Here is a 26,418-nt window from a genome sequence, read left to right on the forward strand (position 1 = left end):
ACAAGATGACGATGAGGAACAACCCTCGCCAGGTCATCTCCGTCTAACTACCCGGTAGGCGGAGAAGACGGACTGTTCAGACAGATACGAGGGCGCATGCAGATTTCTTTCCTGATTCACAATGCGTACGGGATCGGAGGGACGATCCGCACCACGTACAACCTTGCCAGCGCGCTTGCCGACCACCACGACGTGGAGGTCGTGTCCGTCTTCCGGCACCGGGACGAGCCGGTGTTCGCGCCGGACCCCCGCGTACGGGTGCGTCATCTGGTCGATCTGCGCAAGGGCACCGCGGGGTACGAGGGCGACGACCCGGAGTTCCGGCGGTCCGCCTCCGTCTTCCCGCGCAGCGAGGGGCGGTACGAGCAGTACAGCGCGCTCACCGACCGGCGGATCGCCGAGCACCTCGGCTCGCTGGACGCCGACGTCGTCGTCGGCACCCGGCCGGGCCTCAATGTGCACCTCGCCCGGGACACCAGGCGCGGTGTGCTGCGCGTCGGGCAGGAGCACCTCACCCTCGGCACGCACTCCACCGCGCTCCGCCGCGAACTGCGCGGCGTCTACCCCCGCCTCGACGCGCTCACCACGACCACGGAGGCCGACGCGTACGCCTACCGCGAGCAGTTGCGGCTCCCCGGTGTGCGCATAGAGGCGATGCCCAACCCCGTCCCGCAGCCCGGCGTCGCGCCCGCAGACGGCAGCGGGAAGTGGGTCGTGGCGGCCGGCAGGCTCGCGCCCGTGAAGCGCTACGACCTGCTGGTGCGCGCCTTCGACCAGGTGCGCGCCGAGCGGCCCGACTGGCGGCTGCGGATCTACGGGGGCGGCAAGCAGAAGGACAAGCTGCGCACGCTCATCGACGAGCTCGGCCTGTACAACCACGTCTACCTCATGGGGCCCGCCCACCCCATAGAGCCCGAGTGGGCGAAAGGTTCCCTCGCCGCCGTGACGTCGACGTACGAGTCCTTCGGCATGACGATCGTCGAGGCGATGCGCTGCGGCCTTCCGGTGGTCTCCACCGACTGCCCGCACGGCCCCGGCGAGATCATCGACAACGGCGTGGACGGCCGGCTCGTCAAGACCGGCAGCGTCGAGGCGATCTCCGGCGGCCTGCTCGAACTCATCAACAACGACACCCTGCGCCAGGAGATGAGCGCTCGCGCCCTCAGGGGTTCCGAGCGCTTCGACCCGGCGCGGATCGCCGAGCGCTACGAGGACCTGTTCGGCTCGCTCACCAGCCGCGGCGGCTCCCTCGGGCTGCTGCACCGGGCCCGCGGCTCGCTGCTCGGCGGCGCCTACGCGGTGCGCGACGCCCTGCGACCGCAGCGGAAGGGACACCCCGCATGACAGCCCCCACGGCCCCGCCCCCGCCGTGCCCCGAAGACAGCGACAGGAGCGTCCGCATGCCGCCCCGAGCCGACTGCATCGCCGACTCCGCCGGCGGGCTCACCTTCGACGTCACCGACCACGGGTCGCCCGACCCGGCCCACCTGGTGCTCGTCGACCGGGCCGCGGGGCACACGGTGCGGCTGCCGCTCACGCCGACCGGCGAGGGGCGGCTGCGCGCGTCGCTGCCGATAAGCGTCTCCCTCGCGGAGGGCCGCTGGGACGCGTACGCGCAGGTCGCAGGGGACGAGCCGGTGCGACTCATGCCGGGCGTCAACGATCTGCGCTCCCTGGTGGACCGGGCCCCGAGCGGCTCGCGCGGCTACGTCGCCGTGCGCATCCCGTACGCCACCAAGCACGGCAACCTCTCCGTGCGCAGCTGGCTGCGGGCGCCGCACGCCGAGGCCGGTGAACTGCTCATCGAGGACGGCGAGTTGACCGTGCACGGGCGGATCTACGGCACCGAGTTCACGGCGAAGGCGTATGCGGAGATCCGCTCTCGCGCCGAGCGCGGCCCCGTGCTGCGCGGCGAACTGGGCTGGGAGGGAGACCGGTTCACGCTCCGCATCGGCTACGACGAGCTGCGCGAGGGCCGTTGGGACCTGTGGCTGCGGCCCGCGGGGGACGACGGCCCGCGGGTGCGGCTCGCCCGGCTGCTCGACGACATCGCCGACAAGAAGCCGATCTTCACGTACCCGCCCGCGCGGGTGACCGTCGCGGGCCGCGGCGAACTGACCGCGGAGGCCTACTACACGGGGGCCAACGACCTCTCCGTACAGGTCGGCCCGGCCCAGGACTGAGCCCTGGCTAGCCCTTCTTCCCGGACTCCAGGGGCCGGTCCTCGAAGGCCGCGAACTCCGGGTGGTGCAGGTCGAACGCGGGGGACTCCGAGCGGATCCTCGGCAGCGTGACGAAGTTGTGGCGCGGCGGCGGACAGGCCGTCGCCCACTCCAGCGAGCGCCCGTAGCCCCAGGGGTCGTCGACCTCGACCTTCACCCCGTACTTCGTCGTCCGCCAGACGTTGTAGAGGAACGGCAGCGTCGACAGGCCCAGCAGGAACGCGCCGATCGACGAGACGGTGTTGAGCGCCGTGAAGCCGTCCGCCGCCAGATAGTCCGCGTAACGGCGCGGCATGCCCTCCGCGCCCAGCCAGTGCTGGACCAGGAACGTCGTGTGGAAGCCGACGAACAGCGTCCAGAAGTGGATCTTGCCGAGCCGCTCGTCGAGCAGCTTCCCCGTCAGCTTCGGCCACCAGAAGTAGAAGCCGGCGAAGGTCGCGAAGACGACCGTGCCGAACACCACGTAGTGGAAGTGCGCCACCACGAAGTACGAGTCGGTGACGTGGAAGTCCATCGGTGGCGAGGCGAGGATGACGCCGGTCAGGCCGCCGAAGAGGAACGTGGTCAGGAAGCCGACCGACCACAGCATCGGCGTCTCGAAGGACAGCGAGCCCTTCAGCATCGTCCCGGTCCAGTTGAAGAACTTCACGCCGGTCGGCACCGCGATCAGGAACGACATGAACGAGAAGAAGGGCAGCAGCACCCCGCCCGTCGCGAACATGTGGTGCGCCCACACGACCACCGACAGGCCCGTGATCGCCATCGTCGCGCCGACCAGCATCGTGTAGCCCCAGATCGGCTTGCGGCTGAAGACCGGCAGGATCTCGCTGATGATCCCGAAGAAGGGCAGCGCGATGATGTAGACCTCCGGATGCCCGAAGAACCAGAAGAGGTGCTGCCACAGCAGCGCACCCCCGTACTGGGCCTCGAACACCACGGACCCGAACCTCCGGTCCGCCTCCAGGCAGAGCAGCGCGGCGGCGAGCACCGGGAACGCGAGCAGCACCAGGATCGACGTGAACAGCGTGTTCCACGTGAAGATCGGCATCCGGAACATCGTCATGCCGGGCGCCCGCATCCCGATGATCGTGGTCAGGAAGTTCACCGAGCCGAGGATCGTGCCGAACCCGGCGAGCGCGAGCCCCATGATCCACAGATCGGCGCCGACGCCGGGCGAGCGGGTCAGGCTGTTCAGCGGCGCGTACGCGAACCAGCCGAAGTCCGCGGCCCCGCCCGGCACGATCAGCGAGCCGAGCACGATCAGGCCGCCGAAGAGGAACAGCCAGTACGAGAACATGTTCAGCCGCGGGAACGCGACGTCCGGCGAGCCGATCTGCAGCGGCATGATCTCGTTCGCGAAGCCGGCGAAGGTCGGCGTCGCGAACAGCAGCAGCATGATCGTGCCGTGCATCGTGAAGAGCTGGTTGTACTCCTCGTTGGAGAGCGCCTGCAGGCCGGGGCGCGCCAGTTCGGCCCGCATCAGCAGGGCCATCACCCCGCCGATCAGGAAGAAGCCGAACGACGTGATCAGGTAGAGGTGGCCGATCTTCTTGTGGTCGGTCGTGGTCAGCCAGTCCACGACGATCCGGCCCGGACGTCGCTCGCGCGGCGCCCCCACCGTCGCAGGCCCGGCCTGCACCCCGGTCGTTCCCATCGCTTGCCCCCTCGCTGCTCTGCTGCGCGCCTCGGGCCTGCTGCGGACTGAAGGCCATGATGCTCGCGCGGGTACCCGCCGCGACAGAGGGCGTACCCCTGTTTCTGGCATGGACAGACAATTCCCGGCCGGGCTCAACTCGCCCGCGCCGCCGTCGGATTCGAAATGCGCGGGGGAATTGTGCGCGGGCCGCCGCAATTCCCCCGCGCCGCGCAGAGAAAGCAAAAGTAAGAAGCGAGTAAGACGCAGGAAACCCTCGAACGTGTGAGGAACTCCTAATAGCCAACTGTCGTGATCTTGTGACAAAAGTGTGACGCGCGGCCTACGGTGGCGGCATGGCACCCATTCCCACCCCGCCGACCGAGCCGCAGGACAATCCGGACGCGTATCTCGGCCTCGAAGCAGAGGCCGCCGAGTCGCAGGCCCGTGGCCGCGGCTGGACCGCCGTGCGGCAGTTGCCGCCCGGCGCGATCATCACCATGGAGTACCTGACCGGCCGGCTGAACTTCGAGGTCACGGACGGAAGAGTGACGCGCTGCTGGAAGGGCTGAAGGCCCCTGCGACGTGCGAAGGCCCCCGAACCTGCAGGAGGTTCGGGGGCCTTCGCGGTGCGGGGCTTGGCTGTGCGTACCGGTGCCCCGCCGTCTGTGGGCGCGCTAGGACACCGTTCTCGTCGAGGGTGTCCCGCGCGTGAGTCTCTCCGTGGTCGGCCGGCGGCTGCCCGCCGGGGTGATCGGCGTGCGCTCGCCGCGCGGGGTGTGCGGCCCCTGGGGGAGCAGCTGGCGGCTCGATCTGGTGGTGCCGGCGGACTCGCGCGTGCGGGTCGTGGTCATCGCGGGCACCGGCACGGGCTCGGACTCCGGCTGTGGCAGCCGGGCGCCGGAGCGGCGGCCGCGCAAACGGTCGCGCACCGCGAAGATCCACGCCTCGGCGCGGGCCACCAGCGGCTCGAACCAGGGCAGCGCGAGCAGGATGAGCAGGCCCGCGGCCCAGCCGAGCAGCACGTCGCTCAGCCAGTGCGTACCGAGGTAGACCGTGGTCAGACCGACGCTCAGGGAGATCACCGCGGAGACCGCGGACAGCCAGCGCCTGGCCCGCGGGGTGGAGGCGAGGTAGGCGAGGATGCCCCAGGTCACCACCGCGTTCGCGGTGTGGCCCGAGGGAAATATGTCGCCGCCCTGCCACATCTCGCTCGACCCGATGGTCGTGGCGTAGTGCGGACCGGCGCGGCCCATGCCGTACTTGGCGGCGCCCACCGTCACGTTGAGCAGCAGCAGCGCCGTACCGAACATCAGCAGCGGCCGCAGCGTGTGCTGCCGCCACGAGCGCCAGCCCAGCCATGCCGTCACCATGACCGCCGTCGGGCCGCGCTGGCCGAGGACGACCCAGTAGTCGAGGAAGGCGTGGATGTCCGGCCACTGCTGGTACGGCCGGAAGAACATGACCTGCCAGTCCACCGCCACCAGCCATGACGTGGTGAGCACCGCCACCACGATCGTGAGGTAGAAGGACAGGGTCAGCCCGAAGAGCACGACCCGGTGCCGGCTCATGTGGGGCATGTCCACATGGGTCGGTCGTTCGGGCTCGCGATCGAGCCTGGCGAAGACCCGCTCCACACGGCGGGTCAGGTTTCGTTCGGTACGCACCCAATCGACGCTACAGCGACCGAGAGGTGGACCGCCGCGAATCAGGGGCTTTGTGATGACGATGTGATGTGGGATTGATCTCAGGTGGCCGAATATTCCCATGATTTCGGCGACCCGGAAGGAAGCATTCCCGAATTCAAAGATCGTTTCCGCGGCTCATTATATGACGCTTATGAATGCGTTCACCTGATACCCGTGCGGAATTGGCCGTTCACTCACCGCTCATGGCGGACCCGAACCGTTCAGCCAGAACGCTCCGTAGGCCGCCGACAACGCTGCGAGACCGCCGAGCACCCACGCCGACCTGCTCGTACGCCATCCGGCGAGCGCCGTCGCGAGCGGCAGCAGCAGCGGGAACGCGGGCAGCAGCAGCCGCGGCTTCGAGCCGAAGTACCCCGACGCGCACAGCGCGAGCACGACGACGATGCCCGTGCAGACGAGCACCGGCGCCGGCTGGTGCTGCCGCACACCGGCGACATACAGCCAGATCACCAGCGCGACCCCGACGATCAGACCGATCCCGGCCAGCGCGCCCAGCGGCGACGTGAACCGGTCGGCGACGAATCCGGCGAAGGCCGCGCCCCCGTCGAAGCCGTTGCCCCACTGCGCCTGCACGTCGAGATAGCCGAAGAGCCCGCCGCCGGTCCGATGCCCGACCCACAGCACGTACGCCGCCGCACCCAGCGGCGCGAGCAGCACCCCGAGGACGAGCCGCGACGACGCCCGCCGTTCTCGTACGACCCACAGGGTGGCGGCCACCCACACCGCGGCCACGACCGCCGCCCCGATCGGCCGGGTCAGACCGGCGAGCGCGGCGAGCAGCCCCGCGAGCACCCAGTGCCGGCGCAGCACCGCGTACAGGCCCCACGCCGCGAGCGCCGTGAACAGCGCCTCGCTGTACGCCATCGACGCCACGATCCCGATGGGCAGCGCACCCCACAGCACGGCCAGGCAGATGCCCGCGGTCCGCCCGTGCAGCAGATCCCCGACGGCGAAGATCCCCCACGCCGCCGCCAGCGAGGCCAGCAGGCTCACCACGAGACCCGCGTCCGCGTACGACAAGGGGCTGACCGCCGAGCCGAAACGTTCGAGCCACGGAAGCAGCGGAAAGAACGCGAGATTCGAGTGCACGGTGCCGTCGGGCAGCGTCACCGACCAGCCGTAGCCGTGCTCGGCGACCCGCGTGTACCAGAGCGAGTCCCAGCGGGCCGTGAGCAGCGTGTGCGCGCTCTTGCCGTTCGCCGCGCTCCACACCGCGAGCACGAGCAGGCCGAGCGCCCGCACGGCGGCGTATCCGAGCAGGGCGGGCGCGGCGTACCGCAGGGAAGGTCTATGTCGCTGGTCCACGTCCGTCACGGCCCCGATTATCGGCGTCCGTCCCACCCGCCCCACCAGCAGGTCCCCGTCCCGGGAGTGGTGCACGCCACACCCACCTGCGGCCGCCTTGAGAGGTCCGCCACGTGTCATTGGCGAGAACTCGCGTACGCTGACGGCTTACTCGCCTTGTCGCCGCGGGGCCGGGAGACCGCTCCTCCCGAGCCGGAACCCAGACAACGCCTATGGCATCCCCCGTCCTGGGAACCGCCGAACGCGAGGACCACTGGGAGGTACGTACATGTCCGGGACGAACACGGCCTCCGGGCGTCCCCTCGGACGCCTGGCCGCACTTGGCGCCCGCCCTCATCGCTGGGTCGTCCTCGTCGTCCTGTGCACAAGTCTCCTTCTGGTCGCCCTCGACTCGACCATCCTCTACGTGGCGCTGCCCGCGGTCACCGAGGACCTCAAGCCGACCTCCGTCGAGCTCCTGTGGATCGGCGACGCGTATCCGCTCGTGTGCGCCTCGCTGCTGATCCTGTTCGGCACGCTCGGCGACAGGGTCGGCCGCCGGAAGATCCTGCTGCTCGGCTACGCCCTGTTCGGCGCGGCCTCCGCGCTCGCCGTGTTCTCGGACACCGCGCAGGTGCTCATCGTGGCCCGCGCGATCCTCGGCATCGGCGGCGCGATGATCATGCCCGCGACGCTCTCGATCCTGCGCGACGTCTTCCCCGACCGGCACGAGCGGGCCGTCGCGATCGGCGTGTGGACCGCGGTCGCCGCGGTCGGCGCGGCCACCGGGCCCGTGCTCGGCGGCTTCCTCGTCGAGCACTTCTGGTGGGGCTCCGTCTTCCTCATCAACATCCCGCTGATGCTGATCATGCTGCCGCTGTGCCGGGTCCTCGTGCCCGAGTCCAAGGGCCGCAGCGACGGCCCGTGGGACCTGTTCGGCGCGCTGCTCGCCGCGCTCGGCGTGCTCGGCGTCGTCTACGGCATCAAGGAACTCGGCACCAAGCGCGATCTGCTCGACGCCGAGGCCGTGCTGCCGTTCCTCGTCGGTGTCGTGCTGCTCTTCCTCTTCGTGCGCCGCCAGCGCCGCCGCGAGCACCCGCTCATCGACATGAAGCTGTTCTCGCGGGTCGCGTTCTCCACCTCCGTCGGCTGCATCGTCATCGCGATGCTCGCCCTCGTCGGCCTCGAACTGATCGCGGTCCAGTACCTCCAGCTGGTGCTCGGTCTGAGCCCGCTCGAGACCGGCCTGCGGATGCTGCCGCTGACCTTCGCCGCGATGACCGCGGGCATCATCGGCTCCGCGAATCTGCGCCGCTTCGGGCCGCGCGCCATGGTGTCGTCCGGCTTCGCGCTGACCGCCTGCGCCGTGCTGATGCTCTGCGCGATGGGCGAGCAGGACAAGCCGTGGCTGCTCGGCTTCGGGTTCGTGCTGCTCGGCTTCGGCTTCCAGACCACGCTGTTCGGGGCCTACGAGTCGATGCTCACGGAGGCGCCGGCGGACGACGCCGGCGGCGCGGCCGCGATCGGTGAGACCTCGTACCAGCTGGGCGCGGGCATGGGCATCGCGCTGCTCGGCTCGGTGATGAACGCGGCGTACGCGCCCGGGCTCGGCAATGTGCCGGGGGTCTCCGACGGCACGTCGACCGCCGCGGGGCACTCACTGGGGGAGGCGTACCAGATCGCCGCGCGGCTCGGGGGCGCGGCGGGGGACGCGCTGCGGGAGGCCGCGCGCGCGGCGTTCGTGCACGGTCTGCACGTCACGCTGGTGGTCAGCGCGGTGCTGCTGTTCCTCGGGGCGCTCGCCGCGCTGCGGCTGCCCAGGCGGATGGAGTGCGAGGCTCCCGCGGCGGACGACGCGGACGTGGCGGCGCCGCGGCGGGCCTCGTCACAGGCTGAGTCCTCGGCGTCCTCGGCCGCGTGACGCGCGGTTCGGGGGAGGCCCCCGAACCGCTCAGCTCTGGTTGAAGAAACCGTCCGTCGGGGCCTTGGTGTCACGGCCCGAGACGATCTGCGTGTCCGCGGGGCTCAGCAGGAACACCCGCGTGGCGACCCGGTCGATGGAACCCCGGAGCCCGAAGATCAGGCCCGCCGCGAAGTCCACCACGCGCTTGGCGTCGGCCGGCTCCATCGACGTGAGGTTCATGATGACCGGGACCCCGTCCCGGAACATCTCCCCGATGCGCCGTGCGTCCCGGAAGGTGTCGGGGGTCACCGTGCCGATCCGGCGGCCCTTCTCCTGGGCCTCCTCGGAGGCGACCTTCACGCGCGGGTCCGTGACCCAGGCTGCGTCGCCGGCGGCGGCGGGCTCGGGCCCCTCGTCGTAGTCGTCGTCGTAGTAACGCTCTTCATCGTTGTCGTCGACGAGGCCAAGCCAGGCACTCGCCTTGCGCACCGATCCCATGGACGCCTCCTCTCACAGCGGTTCCTCTGCGTTCCGCATGTCGTGCATCCCCAATGTTCGTCCATGATGCAGATGCGACGCCAAGGGGATAGTCGCCGCGCGGGGGTTTCGTGACGGTACTGGTGCACAGTCTGCGTGACGTTGTCCCCCAGTTCCCAAGGGTTGTACGGGATACGGCTGCTGATGGTGAGTGAAATATGATTCTTCACGGCGTATGGGTGACCTTCGGTGCGTACGGGTGAACGGGAAGGTCGCGCAAGGGCTCGATACGATGCCGGGGGCCCGTGGCCGAGTTGACGGGCCGTCATTCGGCCTACGGGGGAGTCTTCTTGTTCGGCATGGTTCGGCCCTGCTCTCATCGGCTCGGGGAGAGCCTCAGGACCCAGTGGATGGCGCACCTCTGCGGGCTGTGTCTGGCGCTGCGCGGTGACCACGGGCAGTTCGCCCGCGTCGTCACCAATTACGACGGGCTGCTGATATCGGTTCTGACGGAGGCTCAGAGCGAGCGCTCCGGTGACCGGCGGCGGCAGGCCGGGCCCTGCCCGCTGCGGGGCATGCGGGGCGCCTCCGTCGCGCAGGGCGAGGGGGCACGGCTCGCCGCCGCCGTCTCGCTCGTTCTCGCCTCGGCGAAGGTGCGCGACCACGTCGACGACCGGGACGGTCTTTTCGCGCGCAGGCCGGTGGCCGTCGCCGCGCGGAAGGTCGCCGCGGGCTGGACGAGGGCCGGGGCCCGTACCGGATCCGACGTCGGGTTCGACACGGCGGTCCTGGTCGACGCCGTCGAGCGGCAGGCCGGGGTCGAGGCGCTCGCCGGGCCCGGCACCGGCGTGCTCGCCGTGACCGAGCCGACCGAGACGGCGACCGCCGCCGCCTTCGCGCACACCGCGACGCTCGCCGGGCGCCCCGCGAACGCCGAGCCGCTGGCCGAGGCGGGCCGGTTGTTCGGGCGGCTCGCGCATCTGCTGGACGCCGTCGAGGACCGGGAGGCCGATGCCGCGTCGGGTGCCTGGAACCCCCTCACCGCCACCGGCACTTCGCTCGTCGAGGCGCGGCGCCTCGCCGACGACGCGCTGCACGGCGTCCGGCTCGCCCTGCGCGACGTCGACTTCGCGGACGACAAGCTGGCGCACCTGCTCCTCGCGCACGAGCTGGGGCGCTCGGTGGACCGGGCGTTCGGAACGGGGGCCTGCGCCACTGCCCACGCGCACGCGGGCTCTGCGTCGACGCCGCAGCACGGCGACGACGTGCCGTACGGCTCCGGGGGCTCGGGGCCGTACGGGCCCCAGCATCCGTACGGCGGCGGCAATCCGTACGGCGGCGGTGGCTCCGGCGGGCCGGGCGGTCCCGGCGGCCCCGGGGGCGATCCGTTCGGGAAGTCGCCGAAGCCGGGGAAGCGGGGACTGCTCGCCGGGTGCGCCGTCGCGATCGGGCTGTGCTGCACGTGCAAGGTGTGCTGCGCCGAGGAGTACGAGGGGGCCTGGTCCCGGAAGAAGCGCGAGGGCTGCTGCCGCAACTGCGACGGGCCGGACTGCTGCGATTGCTGTGACTGCTGCTCGTGCTGTGACTGCGGAGCCTGAGGCACCGGCCGCGCACAGAGCGGGGGCGATTGCGGAGAAGTGGCGGAAGTCCGAAAGGCACTCTTGTGCGCGGCGGCCGGACCGGCGAATACTCCCGTCAGCGATTGTCAGGGGCACGGCGGGTCCGGAATCCGGACAACCGCCCGTCTCCTGACTGCGCCTCACGGGCCCCACCCCACGAGGGCCCCCGACTTCCCTACGGGAGGAACGAGCAGTGAGGATCAAGCGCAGCACCCCCCGCAGCGGCAGAACCAGATCGACCCGGCTGATCGCCGTCGGTTCCGGTCTGCTCGCCGTGGCAGCATTCGCGATTCCCTCCGCCAACGCGTCCGACGCCTCGCAGACGTTCAGCGCCGCCGAACTCACCCAGACCCGTGACGCCGTCCGCTCCGCGGATGTCGCCGGTACCGCCTGGGCCGTCGACTCCAAGACCAAACAGGTCGTCGTCACCGTCGACAGCACGGTCTCGCAGGCCGAGATCAACAAGATCAAGAAGGCGGCCGGCGACACCGCGGGCGCCCTCAAGGTCGAGCGCACGGCGGGCACCTTCAAGAAGCTGATATCCGGCGGCGACGCCATCTACGCGAGCAGCTGGCGCTGCTCCCTCGGCTTCAACGTCCGCAACAGCGCCGGGACCTACTACTTCCTGACCGCCGGTCACTGCACCGACGGCGCGGGGACCTGGTGGTCCAACTCCGCGCACACCTCGACCGCGGGTTCCACCACCGGGTCCAGCTTCCCCGGCAACGACTACGGCATCGTCAAGTACGCGAGCGGCGTGACCCACCCCGGCACTGTCGGCAGCGTGGACATCACGCGCGCCGCCACCCCGTCCGTGGGCACCACCGTCACCCGGCGGGGCTCCACCACCGGCATCCACAGCGGCCGGGTCACCGCCCTCAATGCCACCGTGAACTACGGCGGCGGCGACATCGTCTCCGGCCTCATCCAGACCACGGTCTGCGCCGAGCCCGGCGACTCCGGCGGCCCGCTGTACGGCGGCTCCACCGCCTACGGCCTCACCTCCGGCGGCAGCGGCAACTGCTCATCCGGCGGCACCACGTTCTTCCAGCCGGTGACCGAGGCGCTCAGCGCGTACGGCGTGAGCGTCTACTGATCCGACCGCACCACCCGTCGTACGTTCCGCAGTCGCAGCCAGCAGCGGGAGCCCTCGTCCGGCCATTTCGGTCGGGCGGGGGCTCTCCCTCTGTGTCCCTTACGGGATTACCTTCGAAGTACACGCCTTTTGCGCCCACTTCGGACCCTGGGGGGCCGTGAGATGGTCGAGGAACTGGTGACGGCGGGAGTGACCGTCGCATGTGCCGGAGCCGTGTACGTGATGGCGGCGGCGCGGGTCGTCAAGCAGTACGAGCGCGGGGTGGTGTTCCGGCTCGGCCGGCTCACCAAGTCCGTGCGCGGCCCGGGGTTCACGATGATCGTGCCGTTCGTGGACCGGCTCCGTAAGGTCAATCTGCAGATCGTCACGATGCCGGTGCCCGCGCAGGACGGCATCACGCGGGACAACGTCACGGTGCGGGTGGACGCCGTCATCTACTTCAAGGTCGTCGACGCGGCCGAGGCCGTGGTGCAGGTCGAGGACTACCGCTTCGCGGTCTCGCAGATGGCGCAGACCTCACTGCGTTCCATCATCGGCAAGAGCGACCTCGACGATCTGCTGTCGAACCGCGAGAAGCTCAACCAGGGCCTGGAGCTGATGATCGACAGCCCGGCCGTGGGCTGGGGCGTCCAGATCGACCGGGTCGAGATCAAGGACGTGTCGCTGCCGGAGACCATGAAGCGGTCGATGGCCCGGCAGGCCGAGGCCGATCGTGAGCGCCGCGCGCGTGTCATCAACGCCGACGCCGAGTTGCAGGCGTCCAAGAAGCTCGCCGAGGCGGCCGGCGTGATGTCCGACCAGCCCGCCGCCCTCCAACTCCGGCTCCTGCAGACCGTGGTGGCGGTCGCGGCCGAGAAGAACTCGACGCTGGTGCTGCCGTTCCCGGTCGAGCTGCTGCGCTTCCTGGAGCGGGCCACGCCCGGAGACGCGGAACACGTGGCGCGGACCGCCGTCACCCAACTCGCCGAAGGGGCGCTGCCGGGGCTGACCGAGGGGCGTGCGCAGGCCCCCGAGCCCGGCGTGAACGGCGAGCAGGCGGGGGCGAATTCAGGACAGGACTAGACCTCACCCTCCGCCCACCCGCGGGAGCCCGGCGTGTTTGCAGTGGGGATCGACGTGCGGCGCGGGGGCGCATTCAGGGAGTGAGGGGCGTACGACGGTTTGCGAACGCGCGTCCGGAAGTCGACCTTGTGTGTTCCCTGTGACGGTCGGGATAGTGGCCAAGTCAGCCTCACGGATCCGGTCCGGCCCCACTCGAACCGGTATCCCAACCCCCCACAGGAGGACGTGAGTTGAAGCACCGACGCATACCCAAGCGGCGTGCCGCCGTGGTCGGAGCGGGAATCTTCGCGCTGGCCGCCGCGGGCATCACCTTCCAGACCGCGAACGCCAGCACCGACGCTCCCGACCTGGCGCCCCGGACGCTCTCGATCGCCAAGGCCGGAACTCTCGCCTCGAGCCTGACCAAGGACCTGGGCGCGGAGTCGGCGGGCAGCTACTACGACGCCAAGACCAAGCAGCTCGTCGTCAACGTCCTGAACGACGAGGCCGCGCAGACGGCGCAGGCCGCCGGCGCGAAGGCCAGAGTCGTCCAGAACTCGCTCGCCGAGCTGAAGGGCGCGCGGACGACCCTGAAGCAGGACGCGACCATCCCGGGCACCTCCTGGGCCGTCGACCCCGCCACCAACAAGGTCGTCGTCACCGCCGACCGCACGGTCAAGGGCGCCGACTGGAACCAGCTCACCGGCGTCGTCGAGAAGCTCGGCGGCAAGGCCGAACTCAAGCGCAGTCAGGGCGAGTTCAAGCCGTTCGTCGCGGGCGGCGACGCCATCACCGGGGGCGGCGGCCGCTGTTCCCTCGGCTTCAACGTGACCAAGGGCGGCGAGCCGTTCTTCCTCACGGCGGGCCACTGCACCGAGTCGATCTCCACGTGGACCGACTCCAGCGGCCAGGAGATCGGCACGAACGCCGACTCCCAGTTCCCGGACAACGACTTCGGGCTCGTGAAGTACGCGTCCGGCGTCGACCACCCCAGCGAGGTCAACCTCTACAACGGTTCCGCGCAGCAGATCACCAAGGCCGCGGAAGCGACCGTGGGCATGAAGGTGACCCGCTCCGGCTCCACCACGCAGGTGCACGACGGCACGGTCAAGGGCCTCGACGCCACCGTGAACTACGGCAACGGCGACATCGTCAACGGCCTCATCCAGACCGACGTCTGCGCCGAGCCCGGTGACAGCGGCGGCTCGCTCTTCTCGGGCGACTCGGCGATCGGCCTCACCTCCGGCGGCAGCGGCGACTGCACGTCGGGCGGCGAGACGTTCTTCCAGCCGGTGACGGAGGCGCTCTCCGCCACGGGCACGGAAATCGGCTGACCGGCCGACGCCTTAGGGCCCCGCCCCCGGGAGACCGGGGGCGGGGCCTTCGCCTTTGGAGGCGTGGGACCTTGGTCCCCCGGGCCGAGGACGTTCTCCGACACCTCAGTGGAACGTAAAGGTGTGGAATTGAGGCATCAGCGAAAAGGCACGAAAAGGGAGCCTGCCGTGGATGTCGAGGGTGCCGAGGGTGTCGAGGGGACGGTCGACGAACTGGTCGCTGGAGCGCGCGAAGCGCTCGCGGCGTATCTGACGTACGACCAGGAACAGGTCGACCACATCGTCAAGAAGGCGTCGCTCGCGGCGCTCGCCCACCACGGCGACCTGGCGAAGGCCGCCGTCGAGGAGACGGGCCGCGGCCTGTTCGAGGACAAGGCGGTCAAGAACCTCTTCGCCTGCGAGCACGTCGTGAACTCGCTGCGCGGCCTGAGGACGGCCGGTGTGATCTCCCGCGACGAGATCAGCGGCATCACCGAGATCGCCGAACCGGTCGGCGTCATCTGCGCGATGACCCCCGTCACCAACCCCACCTCCACCACGATCTTCAAGGCGCTGATCGCCCTGAAGACCCGCAACCCGATCGTCTTCGCCTTCCACCCCAGCGCCCAGAAGTGCTCCGCCGAGGCCGCGCGCATCGTGCGCGAAGCGGCGATCGAGGCCGGCGCCCCCGCGCACTGCGTGCAGTGGATCGAGCAGCCCTCCATGGAGGCCACCGGCTTCCTCATGAACCACGAGGGCGTCTCCACCATCCTCGCCACCGGCGGAAACGCCATGGTCAAGGCCGCCTACTCGTGCGGAAAGCCCGCCCTCGGCGTCGGTGCGGGCAACGTGCCCGCGTACGTCGCGAAGGACGCCAAGCTCCAGCGCGCCATCCACGACATCGTGCTCTCCAAGGCCTTCGACAACGGCATGATCTGCGCCTCCGAGCAGGCCGTGATCCTCGACGCGGAGATCTACGAGGACGGCATCGCCGAGCTGCGGCGGCTCAAGGCGCACGTGGTGACGGCCGCCGAGAAGGCCAAGCTGGAGGAGTTCGTCTTCGGCACCACCGCCCACGGCAGCGACTGCGCGGGCGCCAGGCTCAACGCGTCCGTCGTCGGAAAGCCCGCGACCTGGATCGCCGAGCAGGCCGGTTTCGAGGTCCCCGAGGACACCTCGGTCCTCGTCGCCGAGTGCGCGGAGGTCGGCCCCGGCGAGCCGCTCACCCGCGAGAAGCTCTCCCCGGTCCTCGCCGCCCTCAAGGCGGACGACACCGGGCACGGGATCGAACTCGCCGCGCGGATGGTCGAGTTCAACGGCCTCGGTCACTCCGCCGCCGTTCACACCGAATCCCCGGAACTGGCCGAGGAGTTCGGCCGCCGCGTCAAGGCGGTCCGCGTCATCGTCAACTCGCCCTCCACCTTCGGCGGCATCGGCGACGTCTACAACGCCTTCGTCCCGTCGCTGACCCTCGGCTGCGGCTCGTACGGCCACAACTCGGTCTCCAACAACGTCTCCGCGGTCAACCTCGTCAACATCAAGCGGATCGGGCGGCGCAACACCAACATGCAGTGGTACAAGATCCCGCCGAAGATCTACTTCGAGCGGGGCGCGGTCAAGTACCTCGCCGAGATGGACGACGTGCACCGGGTCACCGTCGTCACGGACCGGACGATGGGCGACATCGGGTTCGTGCAGAGGATCACCGACATCCTCAACTCCCGGGCCACCGCGGTGACGTTGCAGGTCATCGACAACGTCGAGCCGAACCCTGAGCTGGCCACCGTGCGGGCGGGCGCCGCCGCCATGCGGGAGTTCCGGCCGGACACGATCGTCGCGCTCGGCGGTGGCTCGCCGATGGACGCCGCGAAGATCATGTGGCTGATGTACGAGCACCCGGAGATCGAGTTCGCGGACACCAAGGAGAAGTTCTTCGACATCCGCAAGCGGGCCTACACGTTCCCGCAGCTGGGGGAGAAGGCGAAGCTCGTCGCGATACCGACCACCTCGGGGACCGGCTCCGAGGTCACCCCCTTCGCCGTCATCTCCGACCCGGCCGCCGCCCAGAAGTACCCCCTCGCCGACTACGCGCTCACCCCGAACGTGGCGATCGTCGACCCGGCGCTGCCGATGAACCTGCCGCCGACCGTCACCGCCGACTCCGGCTTCGACGCGCTGACCCACGCCACCGAGGCGTACGTCTCCGTGTACGCGAACGACTTCACCGACGGCCAGTGCCTCCAGGCCATCAAGCTCATCTTCGAGAACCTGGAGGCCTGCGTGAAGGACGGCGCCAGGGCCCCCGAGGCGCGCGAGAGGATGCACAACGCCTCCACCATCGCGGGCATGGCCTTCGCCAACGCCTTCCTCGGCCTCGTCCACGCGATGGCGCACACCCTCGGCAACACCTTCCACGTCGCGCACGGCCGCACCAACGCGCTGCTCCTGCCGCACGTCGTCCGGCACAACGGCACCGTCTCGTACAAGGCGACGCCGTGGCCGAAGGCGGAGACGTACCGGGCGCCCGAGCGGATCCAGGACATCGCCAGGATGCTCGGCCTGCCCGCCGCCACCCCCGAGGAGGGCGTGGAGTCCTACGCGAGGGCGGTCGAGGAGCTGCGCGAGCGGTGCGGGATCCCGGCGTCCTTCCGGGCGGAGGGCGTCGACGAGGCGGCCTTCCTGGAGGCCCTGCCGCAGCAGGCCATGAACGCCTACGCCGACCAGTGCGCGCCCGCCAACCCGCGGATGCCGATGATCGACGACATGAAGCGGCTGATGCGGCAGGCGTACTACGGGACCGAGTGAGCGAGGTTCACGCGGCGGGTGCCGGGGCCGGCTCGGGAGTCGGCTCCGTGCCCCGCCGCTTCTCGCGCAGGCCCGACACCAGCAGCGTCGCGACGATGCCCACCACCGCCCACGCGGACAGGACGAGCAGGGACTGGGTGAGGTCGTTGCCCTTGAAATAGGCGATGGAGCGGGCCGCCCAGGTGCCCGCGCCCGGTGGCAGCCAGGGGCCGATCGCCTGCCAGAACGGCGGCAGCATCGGCAGCGGGAAGGCGCCGCCCGCGCTCGGGTTGCCCGCGATGACGATGAGGAGCACCGCGAGGCCGATGCCGACGACGCCCGTGAGCTCCTCCAGGGCGAGCGTGATCGCGCCGACCGCGAGGGTGACCAGGGCGCCGAGCCCGGCAAGGCCCCAGAAGGAGCCCGGCAGCGCGCCCAGGAGCGAGTCGCCGATGATCAGTGAGCCGCCGATGCCGCCCACGATCGCGAAGACCGCGAGCGAGCCGAGCCGGATGGCGGCGCGCTGCGGGCTCGCCGGCTTGGACCCGGCGCTGATCGACATGATCGACGCGCACAGATAGCCGCCGACGCACCAGCCGACGACGAGGTAGAAGGCCGAGAGTCCGTCGAAGTCCTGCGCCGAGGCCGGCGCCACGTCGACGGTCCGCACCGTGCGCTGCTGCTGGGCGTCGATCGTGGTGGCCAGGCCTTCCAGGGCGGACGCCAGGACGGTGCCGCCGCCGGACGCGACGTAGAGGGTGTCCTGCGCGCCCTTCGCCTTGAATACCAGGGCGCCGTCGATCTCCCGGTTCAGGACCTGGTCGCGCGCGGTCTTCGCGTCGCCGACCACCCGCGCGTCGAGCGGGGAGCCGGGCAGCTTGTCCAGCTGCTGCGCGAGCTGTTTCGCCGCCGCGGGCTGCGGCGCGACGACGCCGAACGGGACGTCCTTCGGCTTCGGACTGTGCAGCGCCCCCACGTAGGAGGTGATGAACAGGAGCTGGAGAGCCAGGACACCGATGACGAGGAGCGCGGCTCGAGGGGTGACGGCGTTCTTGAACTCTTCGGCGAACTTCATGCCTCAACGCTCGGGCGCGGCCCCGGCTCATGCAGTCGGGGAGGGCCGAACGGGTGGGGCGGCTTCCCGGGTGGCCGGATTCCGAGTGGCCGTATCGACTCGCACAAGTATTCGAACATGGTTTACGGTGAGGGCATCGGTCCTGATGAGGCTGGTGTGGCAAGTCGTACAGAGGGGGGAGTAGTGGCGAGGTGGTTCGGATGCGGAGCTTTACGCATCTGCACACCGCCTCAGGGTTCTCCCTCCGGTACGGGGCCTCGCACCCGGACGCGCTCGCCGAGCGCGCCGCCGAGCGCGGCCTCGACGCCCTCGCCCTGACCGACCGGGACACCCTCGGCGGCGCCGTCCGCTTCGCGAAGGCCGCGGGCCGGGCCGGCATCCGGCCGCTGTTCGGGGCGGACCTCGCCGTGGCCGCGCCGGCCGAGGCGGCCGAGCGCACCGAGCGGCGGCGCGCACCGGCCCGGGGCGGCGCCTTCGTCGACGAGTCGGCGCAGCGCGTGACGTTCCTCGCGCGGGACGGCGCGGCCGGCTGGGCCGAACTGTGCCGGCTCGTCACCGAAGCCCACCGCGACGCGGGAAGCGACCGCAGGCCGCTGCTGCCCTGGGACGTCCTCGGGGCGGACCACGTCGTCGTCCTGCTCGGCCCCGAATCCGACGTCGGCCGCACGCTCGCCGCCGGACGCCCGGACCGCGCGGCCCGGCTGCTCGCGCCCTGGCGCGAGCGGTACGGCAGCGCGGCGCTGCGCATCGAGGTCGTCTCCCACGGCCTGAGCGGCACCGGCTCCGGCTCGCTGCGGCACGCCGCCCGCGCCCTCGGCTTCGCCGTCGACCAGGGGATCCTCCCCGTGCTCAGCAACGCCGTCCGCTACGCCGACTCCGGGCAGGGGCCGGTCGCGGACGTCCTCGACTCCGCGCGCCGACTGGTGCCGATCGACCCGCGCGGCGCCCTCGACAGCGGCGAACGCTGGCTCAAGCCGGCCGCCGACATGGCGCGCATCGCCGAGCAGGTGTCCGAGTCCGCCGGATACGGCGTCAACACCGCGCGCCGTCTCCTCGCCGTCACCGAGGAGACCGCCCAGTCCTGCCGCGTCGACCCCGAGGACGACCTGGGGCTCGGCCGCGTCCACTTCCCCGAGCCCGATCTCGTCGGCGCCGCCCGCCGCACCCCCGACCGGGTGCTTCGCTCGCGCTGCGACGCCGCGATGCTGGCCCGCCGCTACGACAGAAAGCGCCGCTACTGGGAGCGTCTGGAGGACGAGCTGGGCCTGATCGAACGCCTCGGCTACGCCTCGTACTTCCTCACGGTCGCCCAAGTGGTCTCCGACACAAGGGAGTTGGGCATCCGGGTCGCCGCGCGCGGCTCCGGCGCGGGCTCGCTCGTCAACCACCTCCTGGGCATCGCCACCGCAGACCCGGTCGAACACGGGCTCCTCATGGAGCGCTTCCTGTCCGAGCAGCGCATGGAGCTGCCCGACATCGACATCGACGTGGAGTCCGCCCGCCGCCTGGAGGTCTACCGGTCGATCCTGGACCGCTTCGGGCCCGAGCGGGTGGCCACCGTGTCCATGCCGGAGACCTACCGGGTCCGGCACGCCGTACGGGACGTGGGCCTCGCCCTCGGTATGGAACCGGCCGAGGTGGACCGGCTCGCGAAGTCCTTCCCGCACATCCGCGCCCGCGACGCCCGCTCCGCACTCCGGGAACTCCCTGAGCTGCGCGGCATCGACCCCGAGGCGCACGGCGGCAGCCGGATGTGGGACCTGGTCGAGGCGCTCGACGCGCTGCCGCGCGGAATCGCCATGCACCCGTGCGGAGTGCTGCTCTCCGACACGTCGCTGTTGCGCCGCACCCCGGTCGTGCCGACCAGCACCGAGGGCTTCCCCATGTCCCAGTTCGACAAGGAGGACGTGGAGGACCTCGGCCTCCTCAAACTCGACGTCCTCGGGGTGCGCATGCAGTCCGCGATGGCGCACTCCGTCGCCGAGATCGAGCGGGTGGGCGGCCGCCGCATCGACCTGGACGATCCGGCGCAGGTGCCGCAGGACGACCCGAAGACGTATCAACTCATCAAGTCCTCCCAGACGTTGGGCTGCTTCCAGACCGAGTCGCCGGGCCAGCGCGATCTGCTCGCGCGGCTGCTGCCCGAGACCTTCCACGACCTGGTCGTGGACATCTCGCTGTTCCGGCCAGGACCGGTCGCGGCCAACATGGTCGACCCGTTCATCAAGGCGCGGCACGGCAAGCAGGCGCCCGCGTACCCGCACCCGGACCTGAAGGGCGCGCTGGAGGAGACGTGCGGCGTGGTCGTCTTCCACGAGCAGATCATCAGGATGCTGCACGTCATGACCGGGTGCAGTCTCGCCTTCGGCGACTACACGCGGCGGGCGCTTTCGAAGGCGGACCAGGTCGGGCGGGTGCGCGTCTGGTTCGAGCAGCGGGCCCGCGAGCGCGGCTACGAGGAGGAGGTCGTGGCGCGGACCTGGGAGATCATCGAGGCGTTCGGCGCGTACGGGTTCTGCAAGGCGCACGCCGTTGCGTTCGCCGTGCCCTCGTACCAGTCGGCGTGGCTGAAGGCGCATCATCCGGCCGCGTTCTACGCGGGGCTGCTCACGCACGACCCCGGCATGTACCCGAAGCGGCTGCTGCTCGCGGACGCGCGGCGGTGGGGGGTGCCGGTGCTGCCGCTCGATGTGAACGCGTCGGATCCGGCCTATCGAATCGAACTGGTGTCTGATGGTGGGGATGGTTTCGGCGGTATCGGCGGTTTCGTCCACGGCATCCGGCTTGCGCTCGACGATGTGCGCGGCATGAGCGACGCCGAGGCGGAGCGGATCGTCGCGGGCCGCCCCTACGTCTCGCTCCAGGACTTCCTCTCCCGCGCCCGACCGTCCCGGCCGGTCGCCGAACGACTCGCCCAGGTCGGCGCGCTCGACGCCTTCGGGCGCAACCGGCGCGACCTGATGCTGCACATCGCCGAATCGCAACGCGCCCAACGAGGCGGCGCACAGGGACAGTTGGCACTCGGTGAGACCGGCGAGGCCCCCGCCGAGGTCGCCCCCGCCCAGCTCCCCGACCTCGACGACGCCGAACGGCTCGGCGCCGAGCTCGGCGTGCTCGGCATGGACACCTCGCGCCATCTCCTGGGCGACCACCGGGAGTTGCTCGACGAACTCGGCGTGGCCTCCGCGCACCGCCTCAAGGACCTGCCGCACGGACAGGTGGTCCTCGTCGCCGGCGCGAAGGGCGCCGTGCAGACGCCACCGGTCCGCTCCGGCAAGCGCGTCATCTTCACGACGCTCGACGACACCTCGGGCCTCGTCGACTGCGCGTTCTTCGAGGACAGCCACGACGCGGCCGCGCACACCGTCTTCCACTCCTGGCTGCTCCTCGTGCGCGGCGTGGTGCAGCGCAGGGGCGGCGGCAGCGGCAAGGCGCTCTCGGTCACCGGTTCCGCCGCCTGGGACCTGGCCGAACTCGCCGAACTGCGCCGCACCGGCGGCCTGTCCGCCGTCACCGAGCGACTCACCGAGGAGCGCCCCGCCGCCGGCGGGACGGCGGACGGCGGACGCAGCATCCGCCTGGAGACGGGCTACGACCTGCACCCCTGGGCGGACCTCCAGCCACCCGGCGAATCCGTCAAGCAGAGCCGCAAGTTGTGGCACCAGAGTCCGGGGAGCGCGGGATGACGAAGGAGAGCGAGGGGCAGGCGGCGGTGTCGGATTCGGTGTCGCAGATTCTGTACGTCCACTTCCACGACCTGGCGGACGAGAAGCTCTACCTCCGGCTGCTCGGCCTGCTCGCCGAGTTCACGCCCCTCGTGCAGGCGCTGCCCCCGGACGCCGCGTACGCCGACGTCACGGGCAGCCTGCGCTACTTCGGCACGGACGCGCCCGCCCTGGCCGAGCGGATCCGGGCCCGCACCGGCGGCCTGTACGGGCTCCGCTCCACCATCGGCGTCGCCGCGAACCCGATGCTGGCCCGCATGGTCGCCGTCGACGGCCCGCCCTCGGCCGTCCGCGAACTCCCCGACGACCTCGACGCGGTCGCCGCCTTCCTCGCCCACAAACCGGCCGCCGCCCTGCACGGCGTGGGGCCCGCGACCGCCCGCACCCTGTCCTCGTACGGCCTCGACAGCGTCGGCCGGATCGCCGCCGCGCCGCTCGGCACCCTGCAGCGGATCCTCGGCGCCGCGGCGGGGCGCAAGCTGTACGACGCGGCCCGCGGCCTCGACCCGACGCCGGTGGTCCCGGCGGCCCCGGCCCGCTCGATCCGCGTCGAACACGACTTCCCGCAGGACGAGTTGGACCGCGACCGGCAGCGGGCCGCGCTCCTCGCGCTCACCGACCGGCTCGGCCTGCGGCTGCGCGCCGAGGAGCAGACGACCCGCTCCCTCACCCTCACCGTGCGCTACGCGGACCGCAGCACGACCACGCGCACCCGCACCCTGCGGGAGGCGTCCGCCCACACCCCGGCCCTGACCTCGCTCGCGTACGAACTCCATGACCGGCTCGGTCTGCAGCGCGCCCGGGTGCGGTCCTTCGCGTTGCGGGCCGAGCAACTCGTCGCGGCCGAACGGGCCTCCCGCCAGCTCCTGTTCGACCCGACGGACGAGCGGGACCGCCGCATCGAGGCGGCCGTGGACTCCGTCCGGACCAAGTTCGGCCCTGGCGCGGCGAGGCCTGCGGCGGCTTGAGCCAATCAAGCCCCTGCGGCGATTGAGCAGGCGGCTCCCGGGGTCAAGGACTCGGGGCTCCGCCCCGGACCCCGCTGCTCAATCGCCGCAGGGGCTTAATAATGCTCAGCCGCTGTGACGCCCACCCGCGGCGCGCCGCCGCATCGACGCGAACAACCCCGCCGCACCGATCGCCAGCGCGGCCGCGCCGCCCATCGCGATGTACGGGGTGGTGGAGTCGCCACCCGTCTCCGCGAGGTTCTGCGAATCACCCTGCGCCGCAGGCGCGTTGGCGTCGTCGCCCATGTCCATACCGCTGTGGTCGACCGTCGACTTCTCCGCGTCCGCCGCGATCTGCTGATCCGAGGGCTCGGACGCCGCGGCGGCCGTGGACGCGCCGCCGTACGTCACGTCCGAGCAGGAGTAGAACGCCTCAGGGCTGTCCGAACGCTGCCAGATCCCGTAGACCAGCTGGCGGCCCGTGCGGTCCGGGAGCTTCCCCGAGAACGTGTAGTAGCCGCCCGACGCCGTCGGGTCCGTCTTCGTCGCGACCGGGTTCTCCAGGTCCAGGTCGGACCACTTCAGCGGCTTCGACGGGTCGTAGCCCTGCTTCGTCATGTAGAGGTTGAAGGTCCCCTTGTGCTGGGCCGTCACCTTGTACTTGAAGGTGTACGAGCCCGCCGAGACCTTCGTCGCGGGCCAGTCGTCGCGGGCCAGGTCCATGCCCTTGAACTCCTCGGAGTTCGCCGAGCACAGCTTGCCGTCCGGGATGTTCTCCTGGTGCTTGCCGGCCGCCTCGCCGTCCCGGATGCCGTTCCAGTCGTACAGGGCCTGCGGGCCGCCCTCGGCGACCGCCGCCTTGCACGCCGCCGACGTGGGGCTCTCGGCGCCCTCCGCGTAACAGGCGGCGACCCGGCTGGCCGGATCGCCGAGCGTGCCGTGCGCTGCCGCGGGCGACGCCGACAGGGCGGTCAGTGCGAGGGGGAGCGCGCCGACCGTGGCGAACGCGGCGATCTTGCGGCGGGATGCGGGCATGGGGGTGCTCCTTGCTCGAGTGCATTGGGGGTTGCGGCAAGGAAGTTAGCCCGAAAAAACGCCCTGTCAGGCCCCTGGGAGCGCTCCGAGTGGATCTTTATGGCCCCCTTAAGACGCCACTCAGACTCCCCTCAGGACACCCACCGAAACCGCCTTCGGGGCGCCCCTGATACCGACCTCAGGACACCCACCTGTACCGCCGCTCGGGCCGCCCCGTCCCGCCGTACCGCAGCGACACCCGCGCCCGCCCCGTCCCCGCGAAGAACTCCAGATAGCGGCGCGCGCTCACCCGCGACAGCGTGCCCGCCTCCTGCGCGCACTCCGTCGCCGAGAGCCCCGCCGGATGCGCCCGCAATGTCCGCTCCACCAGATCCGCGGTGTGCGCCGCGAGCCCCTTCGGCAGCTCCCGCGAACCCGGCGGGCGGGCCCCGAAGATCTGGTCGACGTCCTCCTGGCGGGCCTCGTCGAGGTCGTCGAGGCGGGTCCGCAGCGCCGCCACATGCCTCAACTGCTCCTGCAGCGCCGCCTGGTTGAACGGCTTGATCAGATAGTGCAGCGCCCCCGCCCGCAGCGCCGCCCGCACCACCTCCGCGTCCCGCGCCGCCGTGATGAACAGCGCGTCCACCGGCGTACGGACCGGATCCCGCTCCTCCGCGGCGCGCAGCGCACGCAACACCTCGATGCCGTCCATGTCCGGCAAATACACGTCGAGCAGCACCAGATCGGGACGCAACGCCTCGGCCGCGCGCAACGCCTCCGCGCCGCTGTGCGCCACCCCGGTCACCACGAACCCGTCCATCGCGGACACGTACCGGCTGTGCAGCTTCGCGACCATGAAGTCGTCGTCCACGATCAAGACCTTGACCAAGCCCTTTGTCACTGGCGCAGGTTAGGTGCGCGACCACAAGGACCACAACGTCCGTTGCTTGCGGAAGAGAGACAGCTTGTTAACACGTGGGCAACATGTGGGCCACCTCACAACCAACCCGCCCCCAAAACAACCCCAAGAAGTAGGTGGCACACGTGCGCCTGCGCACACCCCTCGCCCTGCTCGGGGCCGCGCTGCTCGTCCTCGTGGGACCGCCGCTGCTCACCACGGGCAGCGGCGCCGACACCGGCACCCAGATCCCCGGCCTGCGCCTCATGGTCCCCAACACCCCCGGCGGCGGCTACGACATCACCGCGCGCACCGCCGCCAAGAACGCCGAGGACGCCGGACTCACCCACAACATCGAGGTGTTCAACCTGCCCGGCGCGGGCGGCACCGTCGGCCTCACCCGCCTCGTCGGCGAACACGGCAACGGCAAGCTGGCCATGTCCATGGGCCTCGGCGTCGTCGGAGCCGCCCGCTCCAACCACTCCCCGAAGACCCTCGCCGACACCACACCCATCGCCCGGCTCACCGAGGAGCCCGATGTCGTCGTGGTCGCGAAGGACTCCCCGTACAAGAACATCAAGCAGCTCATCGACGCCTGGAAGAAGAACCCCGGCAAGCTGCCCGTCGGCGGCGGCTCCTCGCCCGGCGGCCCCGACCACCTGGCGCCCATGCTGATGGCGCGCGCCGCCGGCATCCAGCCGAAGAAGGTCAACTACGTCCCCTTCGACGGCGGCGGCGAACTCCTCGCCTCCATCCTCGGCAACAAGGTCGCCTTCGGCGTCTCCGGCGTCGGCGAGTACCTCGACCAGATCAAGAGCGGCGAACTGCGCCTCCTCGCCGTCACGGGCCCCGAACGCGCCCCCGGCCTCGACGGACCCACGCTCAAGGAGTCCGGCTACGACGTCGACTTCACCAACTGGCGCGGCATCGTCGCCCCGCCCGGCCTCTCCGGCACCCAGCGCGACAAACTCACCCACCTCGTACGGAAGCTGCACGCCTCCAAGGAGTGGAAGAAGTCGCTGAAGACGAACGGCTGGGACGACGCCTTCCTCGTCGGCGACGACTTCGGGACCTTCCTCGACGCCGAGGACAAGCGCGTCGTGTCCGTACTGAAGGAGCTTGGCCTGTGAACCCGGTAGAGCCCGCGACCGCCACCGAGACCCGCCCCGACGAGGGCACGCGCACGTCCTGGCTGCGCGCACACTCCGAACTCGGCGTCTGCGTACTCCTGTTGGTGCTCGGCGTGCTCGTCCTCACCGACGCGCTCACCATGAACGTCGACATCGCCCAGCGCGGACCCGTGGGACCGAAGACCGTGCCGGTGGTCGTCGGCATCGGGCTGCTCGCCGTCGCCGTCCTGCTCGCCGTCGACGTCCTGCGCGGCGGCAGGGGAGAGGCCGAGGCCGGCGAGGACATCGACCTGTCCGAACCCGCCGACTGGCGCACCGTGCTGCTGCTCGCCGGCGTCTTCCTCGCCACCGCCGTCCTCATCGAACCGCTCGGCTTCCCGCTCGCGGGCGCGCTGCTGTTCTGGGGCGCCGCGTACGCGCTCGGCAGCCGCCACCTCACCCGCGACCCGCTGATCGCCGCGGGCCTCTCCCTGCTCACCTTCGTCCTCTTCAACAACCTGCTCGGCGTGCCCCTGCCGGGCGGCCCCCTGATGGGAGTGCTGTGACCC

Annotated in this window: 20 protein-coding genes; 13 read left to right on the plus strand and 7 right to left on the minus strand. The window is 70.8% G+C overall.

The features are described 5' to 3' along the window. Nucleotides 1-96: 96 nt before the first annotated feature. Together ACZ7L4_RS32635 and ACZ7L4_RS32640 are read left to right on the plus strand one after the other, a co-directional pair. A complete protein-coding gene (locus ACZ7L4_RS32635) occupies nucleotides 97-1,344 on the plus strand; it encodes a glycosyltransferase family 4 protein (RefSeq protein WP_472108250.1) in 1,248 nt (415 codons plus the stop codon). Between the two features lie 56 nt (nucleotides 1,345-1,400). Beyond that, the gene (locus tag ACZ7L4_RS32640) at nucleotides 1,401-2,183 is read left to right on the plus strand and encodes a hypothetical protein (protein ID WP_472108252.1); all 783 of its coding nucleotides are present in this window, start codon (nucleotides 1,401-1,403) and stop codon (nucleotides 2,181-2,183) included. Nucleotides 2,184-2,190: 7 nt separating this feature from the next. Here the strand turns inward: ACZ7L4_RS32640 and ctaD are convergent, their stop codons facing one another. Then, nucleotides 2,191-3,876 carry an aa3-type cytochrome oxidase subunit I gene (gene ctaD, locus ACZ7L4_RS32645; RefSeq protein ID WP_472108254.1) on the minus strand — a complete coding sequence of 562 codons (1,686 nt, stop codon included), beginning with the start codon at nucleotides 3,874-3,876 and terminating at the stop codon, nucleotides 2,191-2,193. 335 nt (nucleotides 3,877-4,211) lie between these two features. Here ctaD and ACZ7L4_RS32650 point away from each other — a divergent pair, with 335 nt between their 5' ends. Beyond that, nucleotides 4,212-4,427, plus strand: a complete 216-nt coding sequence (locus tag ACZ7L4_RS32650) for an I78 family peptidase inhibitor (protein ID WP_472108256.1) — start codon at nucleotides 4,212-4,214, stop codon at nucleotides 4,425-4,427. 105 nt (nucleotides 4,428-4,532) lie between these two features. Here the strand turns inward: ACZ7L4_RS32650 and ACZ7L4_RS32655 are convergent, their stop codons facing one another. Together ACZ7L4_RS32655 and ACZ7L4_RS32660 are read right to left on the minus strand one after the other, a co-directional pair. After that, on the minus strand, nucleotides 4,533-5,522 hold the full coding sequence (locus ACZ7L4_RS32655) for a phosphatase PAP2 family protein (protein WP_472108258.1): 990 nt from the start codon (nucleotides 5,520-5,522) through the stop codon (nucleotides 4,533-4,535). A gap of 222 nt (nucleotides 5,523-5,744) precedes the next feature. Beyond that, nucleotides 5,745-6,878 (minus strand): hypothetical protein, encoded by a 1,134-nt coding sequence (locus tag ACZ7L4_RS32660; RefSeq protein ID WP_472108260.1) that lies wholly within the window; start codon nucleotides 6,876-6,878, stop codon nucleotides 5,745-5,747. A 259-nt stretch (nucleotides 6,879-7,137) separates the two neighbouring features. Here ACZ7L4_RS32660 and ACZ7L4_RS32665 point away from each other — a divergent pair, with 259 nt between their 5' ends. Then, a complete protein-coding gene (locus ACZ7L4_RS32665) occupies nucleotides 7,138-8,769 on the plus strand; it encodes an MFS transporter (protein ID WP_472108262.1) in 1,632 nt (543 codons plus the stop codon). A gap of 30 nt (nucleotides 8,770-8,799) precedes the next feature. Here ACZ7L4_RS32665 and ACZ7L4_RS32670 read toward each other — a convergent pair whose 3' ends face one another. Then, nucleotides 8,800-9,249, minus strand: coding sequence for a cell division protein SepF (locus ACZ7L4_RS32670; protein WP_422406449.1), 450 nt, complete (start codon nucleotides 9,247-9,249; stop codon nucleotides 8,800-8,802). Between the two features lie 329 nt (nucleotides 9,250-9,578). Here ACZ7L4_RS32670 and ACZ7L4_RS32675 point away from each other — a divergent pair, with 329 nt between their 5' ends. The 5 genes from ACZ7L4_RS32675 (at nucleotide 9,579) to adhE (ending at nucleotide 17,102) form a co-directional block, all read left to right on the plus strand. Further along, nucleotides 9,579-10,826, plus strand: coding sequence for a DUF5685 family protein (locus ACZ7L4_RS32675; protein WP_472108264.1), 1,248 nt, complete (start codon nucleotides 9,579-9,581; stop codon nucleotides 10,824-10,826). Nucleotides 10,827-11,040: 214 nt separating this feature from the next. Beyond that, a complete protein-coding gene (locus tag ACZ7L4_RS32680; RefSeq protein ID WP_472108266.1) occupies nucleotides 11,041-11,943 on the plus strand; it encodes a S1 family peptidase in 903 nt (300 codons plus the stop codon). A 162-nt stretch (nucleotides 11,944-12,105) separates the two neighbouring features. After that, nucleotides 12,106-13,005, plus strand: a complete 900-nt coding sequence (locus ACZ7L4_RS32685; RefSeq protein ID WP_472108267.1) for a slipin family protein — start codon at nucleotides 12,106-12,108, stop codon at nucleotides 13,003-13,005. Nucleotides 13,006-13,235: 230 nt separating this feature from the next. Then, nucleotides 13,236-14,318, plus strand: a complete 1,083-nt coding sequence (locus tag ACZ7L4_RS32690) for a S1 family peptidase (RefSeq protein WP_472108269.1) — start codon at nucleotides 13,236-13,238, stop codon at nucleotides 14,316-14,318. A 168-nt stretch (nucleotides 14,319-14,486) separates the two neighbouring features. Continuing rightward, nucleotides 14,487-17,102 carry a bifunctional acetaldehyde-CoA/alcohol dehydrogenase gene (gene adhE / locus ACZ7L4_RS32695; protein ID WP_472108270.1) on the plus strand — a complete coding sequence of 872 codons (2,616 nt, stop codon included), beginning with the start codon at nucleotides 14,487-14,489 and terminating at the stop codon, nucleotides 17,100-17,102. Nucleotides 17,103-17,109: 7 nt separating this feature from the next. Here the strand turns inward: adhE and ACZ7L4_RS32700 are convergent, their stop codons facing one another. Next, on the minus strand, nucleotides 17,110-18,156 hold the full coding sequence (locus ACZ7L4_RS32700; RefSeq protein ID WP_472108272.1) for an ABC transporter permease: 1,047 nt from the start codon (nucleotides 18,154-18,156) through the stop codon (nucleotides 17,110-17,112). A gap of 200 nt (nucleotides 18,157-18,356) precedes the next feature. Between ACZ7L4_RS32700 and ACZ7L4_RS32705 the strand changes: the two genes are divergently transcribed. Beyond that, a complete protein-coding gene (locus ACZ7L4_RS32705) occupies nucleotides 18,357-21,842 on the plus strand; it encodes a DNA polymerase III subunit alpha (protein WP_472108274.1) in 3,486 nt (1,161 codons plus the stop codon). Continuing rightward, the gene (locus tag ACZ7L4_RS32710) at nucleotides 21,839-22,849 is read left to right on the plus strand and encodes a DNA polymerase Y family protein (protein ID WP_472108276.1); all 1,011 of its coding nucleotides are present in this window, start codon (nucleotides 21,839-21,841) and stop codon (nucleotides 22,847-22,849) included. The genes ACZ7L4_RS32705 and ACZ7L4_RS32710 overlap by 4 nt, the downstream gene beginning before the upstream one ends. A 105-nt stretch (nucleotides 22,850-22,954) precedes the next feature. Here the strand turns inward: ACZ7L4_RS32710 and ACZ7L4_RS32715 are convergent, their stop codons facing one another. Together ACZ7L4_RS32715 and ACZ7L4_RS32720 are read right to left on the minus strand one after the other, a co-directional pair. Then, entirely contained in the window at nucleotides 22,955-23,863 is a 909-nt protein-coding gene (locus ACZ7L4_RS32715) for a lytic polysaccharide monooxygenase auxiliary activity family 9 protein (RefSeq protein ID WP_472108278.1), read from the minus strand. 178 nt (nucleotides 23,864-24,041) lie between these two features. Beyond that, nucleotides 24,042-24,731, minus strand: coding sequence for a response regulator (locus ACZ7L4_RS32720; RefSeq protein ID WP_472108805.1), 690 nt, complete (start codon nucleotides 24,729-24,731; stop codon nucleotides 24,042-24,044). Between the two features lie 155 nt (nucleotides 24,732-24,886). On the opposite strand from ACZ7L4_RS32720, the gene ACZ7L4_RS32725 reads away from it, so the two are divergent. Both ACZ7L4_RS32725 and ACZ7L4_RS32730 read left to right on the plus strand, forming a co-directional pair. Further along, nucleotides 24,887-25,870 carry a Bug family tripartite tricarboxylate transporter substrate binding protein gene (locus tag ACZ7L4_RS32725; protein WP_472108807.1) on the plus strand — a complete coding sequence of 328 codons (984 nt, stop codon included), beginning with the start codon at nucleotides 24,887-24,889 and terminating at the stop codon, nucleotides 25,868-25,870. Then, nucleotides 25,867-26,415 carry a tripartite tricarboxylate transporter TctB family protein gene (locus tag ACZ7L4_RS32730; RefSeq protein WP_472108280.1) on the plus strand — a complete coding sequence of 183 codons (549 nt, stop codon included), beginning with the start codon at nucleotides 25,867-25,869 and terminating at the stop codon, nucleotides 26,413-26,415. Before ACZ7L4_RS32725 ends, ACZ7L4_RS32730 begins: the two co-directional genes overlap by 4 nt. Nucleotides 26,416-26,418 lie beyond the last annotated feature (3 nt).

This window comes from Streptomyces sp. NPDC107575 (assembly GCF_055657265.1).

Excerpts from the sequence above, each read along its gene's own strand:
- ACZ7L4_RS32635 (WP_472108250.1), top strand. The coding sequence starts at position 97 with ATGCAGATTTCTTTCCTGATTCACAATGCGTACGGGATCGGAGGGACG.
- ACZ7L4_RS32640 (WP_472108252.1), top strand. The coding sequence starts at position 1,401 with ATGCCGCCCCGAGCCGACTGCATCGCCGACTCCGCCGGCGGGCTCACC.
- ctaD (WP_472108254.1), bottom strand. The coding sequence starts at position 3,876 with ATGGGAACGACCGGGGTGCAGGCCGGGCCTGCGACGGTGGGGGCGCCG.
- ACZ7L4_RS32650 (WP_472108256.1), top strand. The coding sequence starts at position 4,212 with ATGGCACCCATTCCCACCCCGCCGACCGAGCCGCAGGACAATCCGGAC.
- ACZ7L4_RS32665 (WP_472108262.1), top strand. The coding sequence starts at position 7,138 with ATGTCCGGGACGAACACGGCCTCCGGGCGTCCCCTCGGACGCCTGGCC.
- ACZ7L4_RS32670 (WP_422406449.1), bottom strand. The coding sequence starts at position 9,249 with ATGGGATCGGTGCGCAAGGCGAGTGCCTGGCTTGGCCTCGTCGACGAC.
- ACZ7L4_RS32685 (WP_472108267.1), top strand. The coding sequence starts at position 12,106 with ATGGTCGAGGAACTGGTGACGGCGGGAGTGACCGTCGCATGTGCCGGA.
- ACZ7L4_RS32700 (WP_472108272.1), bottom strand. The coding sequence starts at position 18,156 with ATGAAGTTCGCCGAAGAGTTCAAGAACGCCGTCACCCCTCGAGCCGCG.
- ACZ7L4_RS32705 (WP_472108274.1), top strand. The coding sequence starts at position 18,357 with ATGCGGAGCTTTACGCATCTGCACACCGCCTCAGGGTTCTCCCTCCGG.
- ACZ7L4_RS32710 (WP_472108276.1), top strand. The coding sequence starts at position 21,839 with ATGACGAAGGAGAGCGAGGGGCAGGCGGCGGTGTCGGATTCGGTGTCG.
- ACZ7L4_RS32715 (WP_472108278.1), bottom strand. The coding sequence starts at position 23,863 with ATGCCCGCATCCCGCCGCAAGATCGCCGCGTTCGCCACGGTCGGCGCG.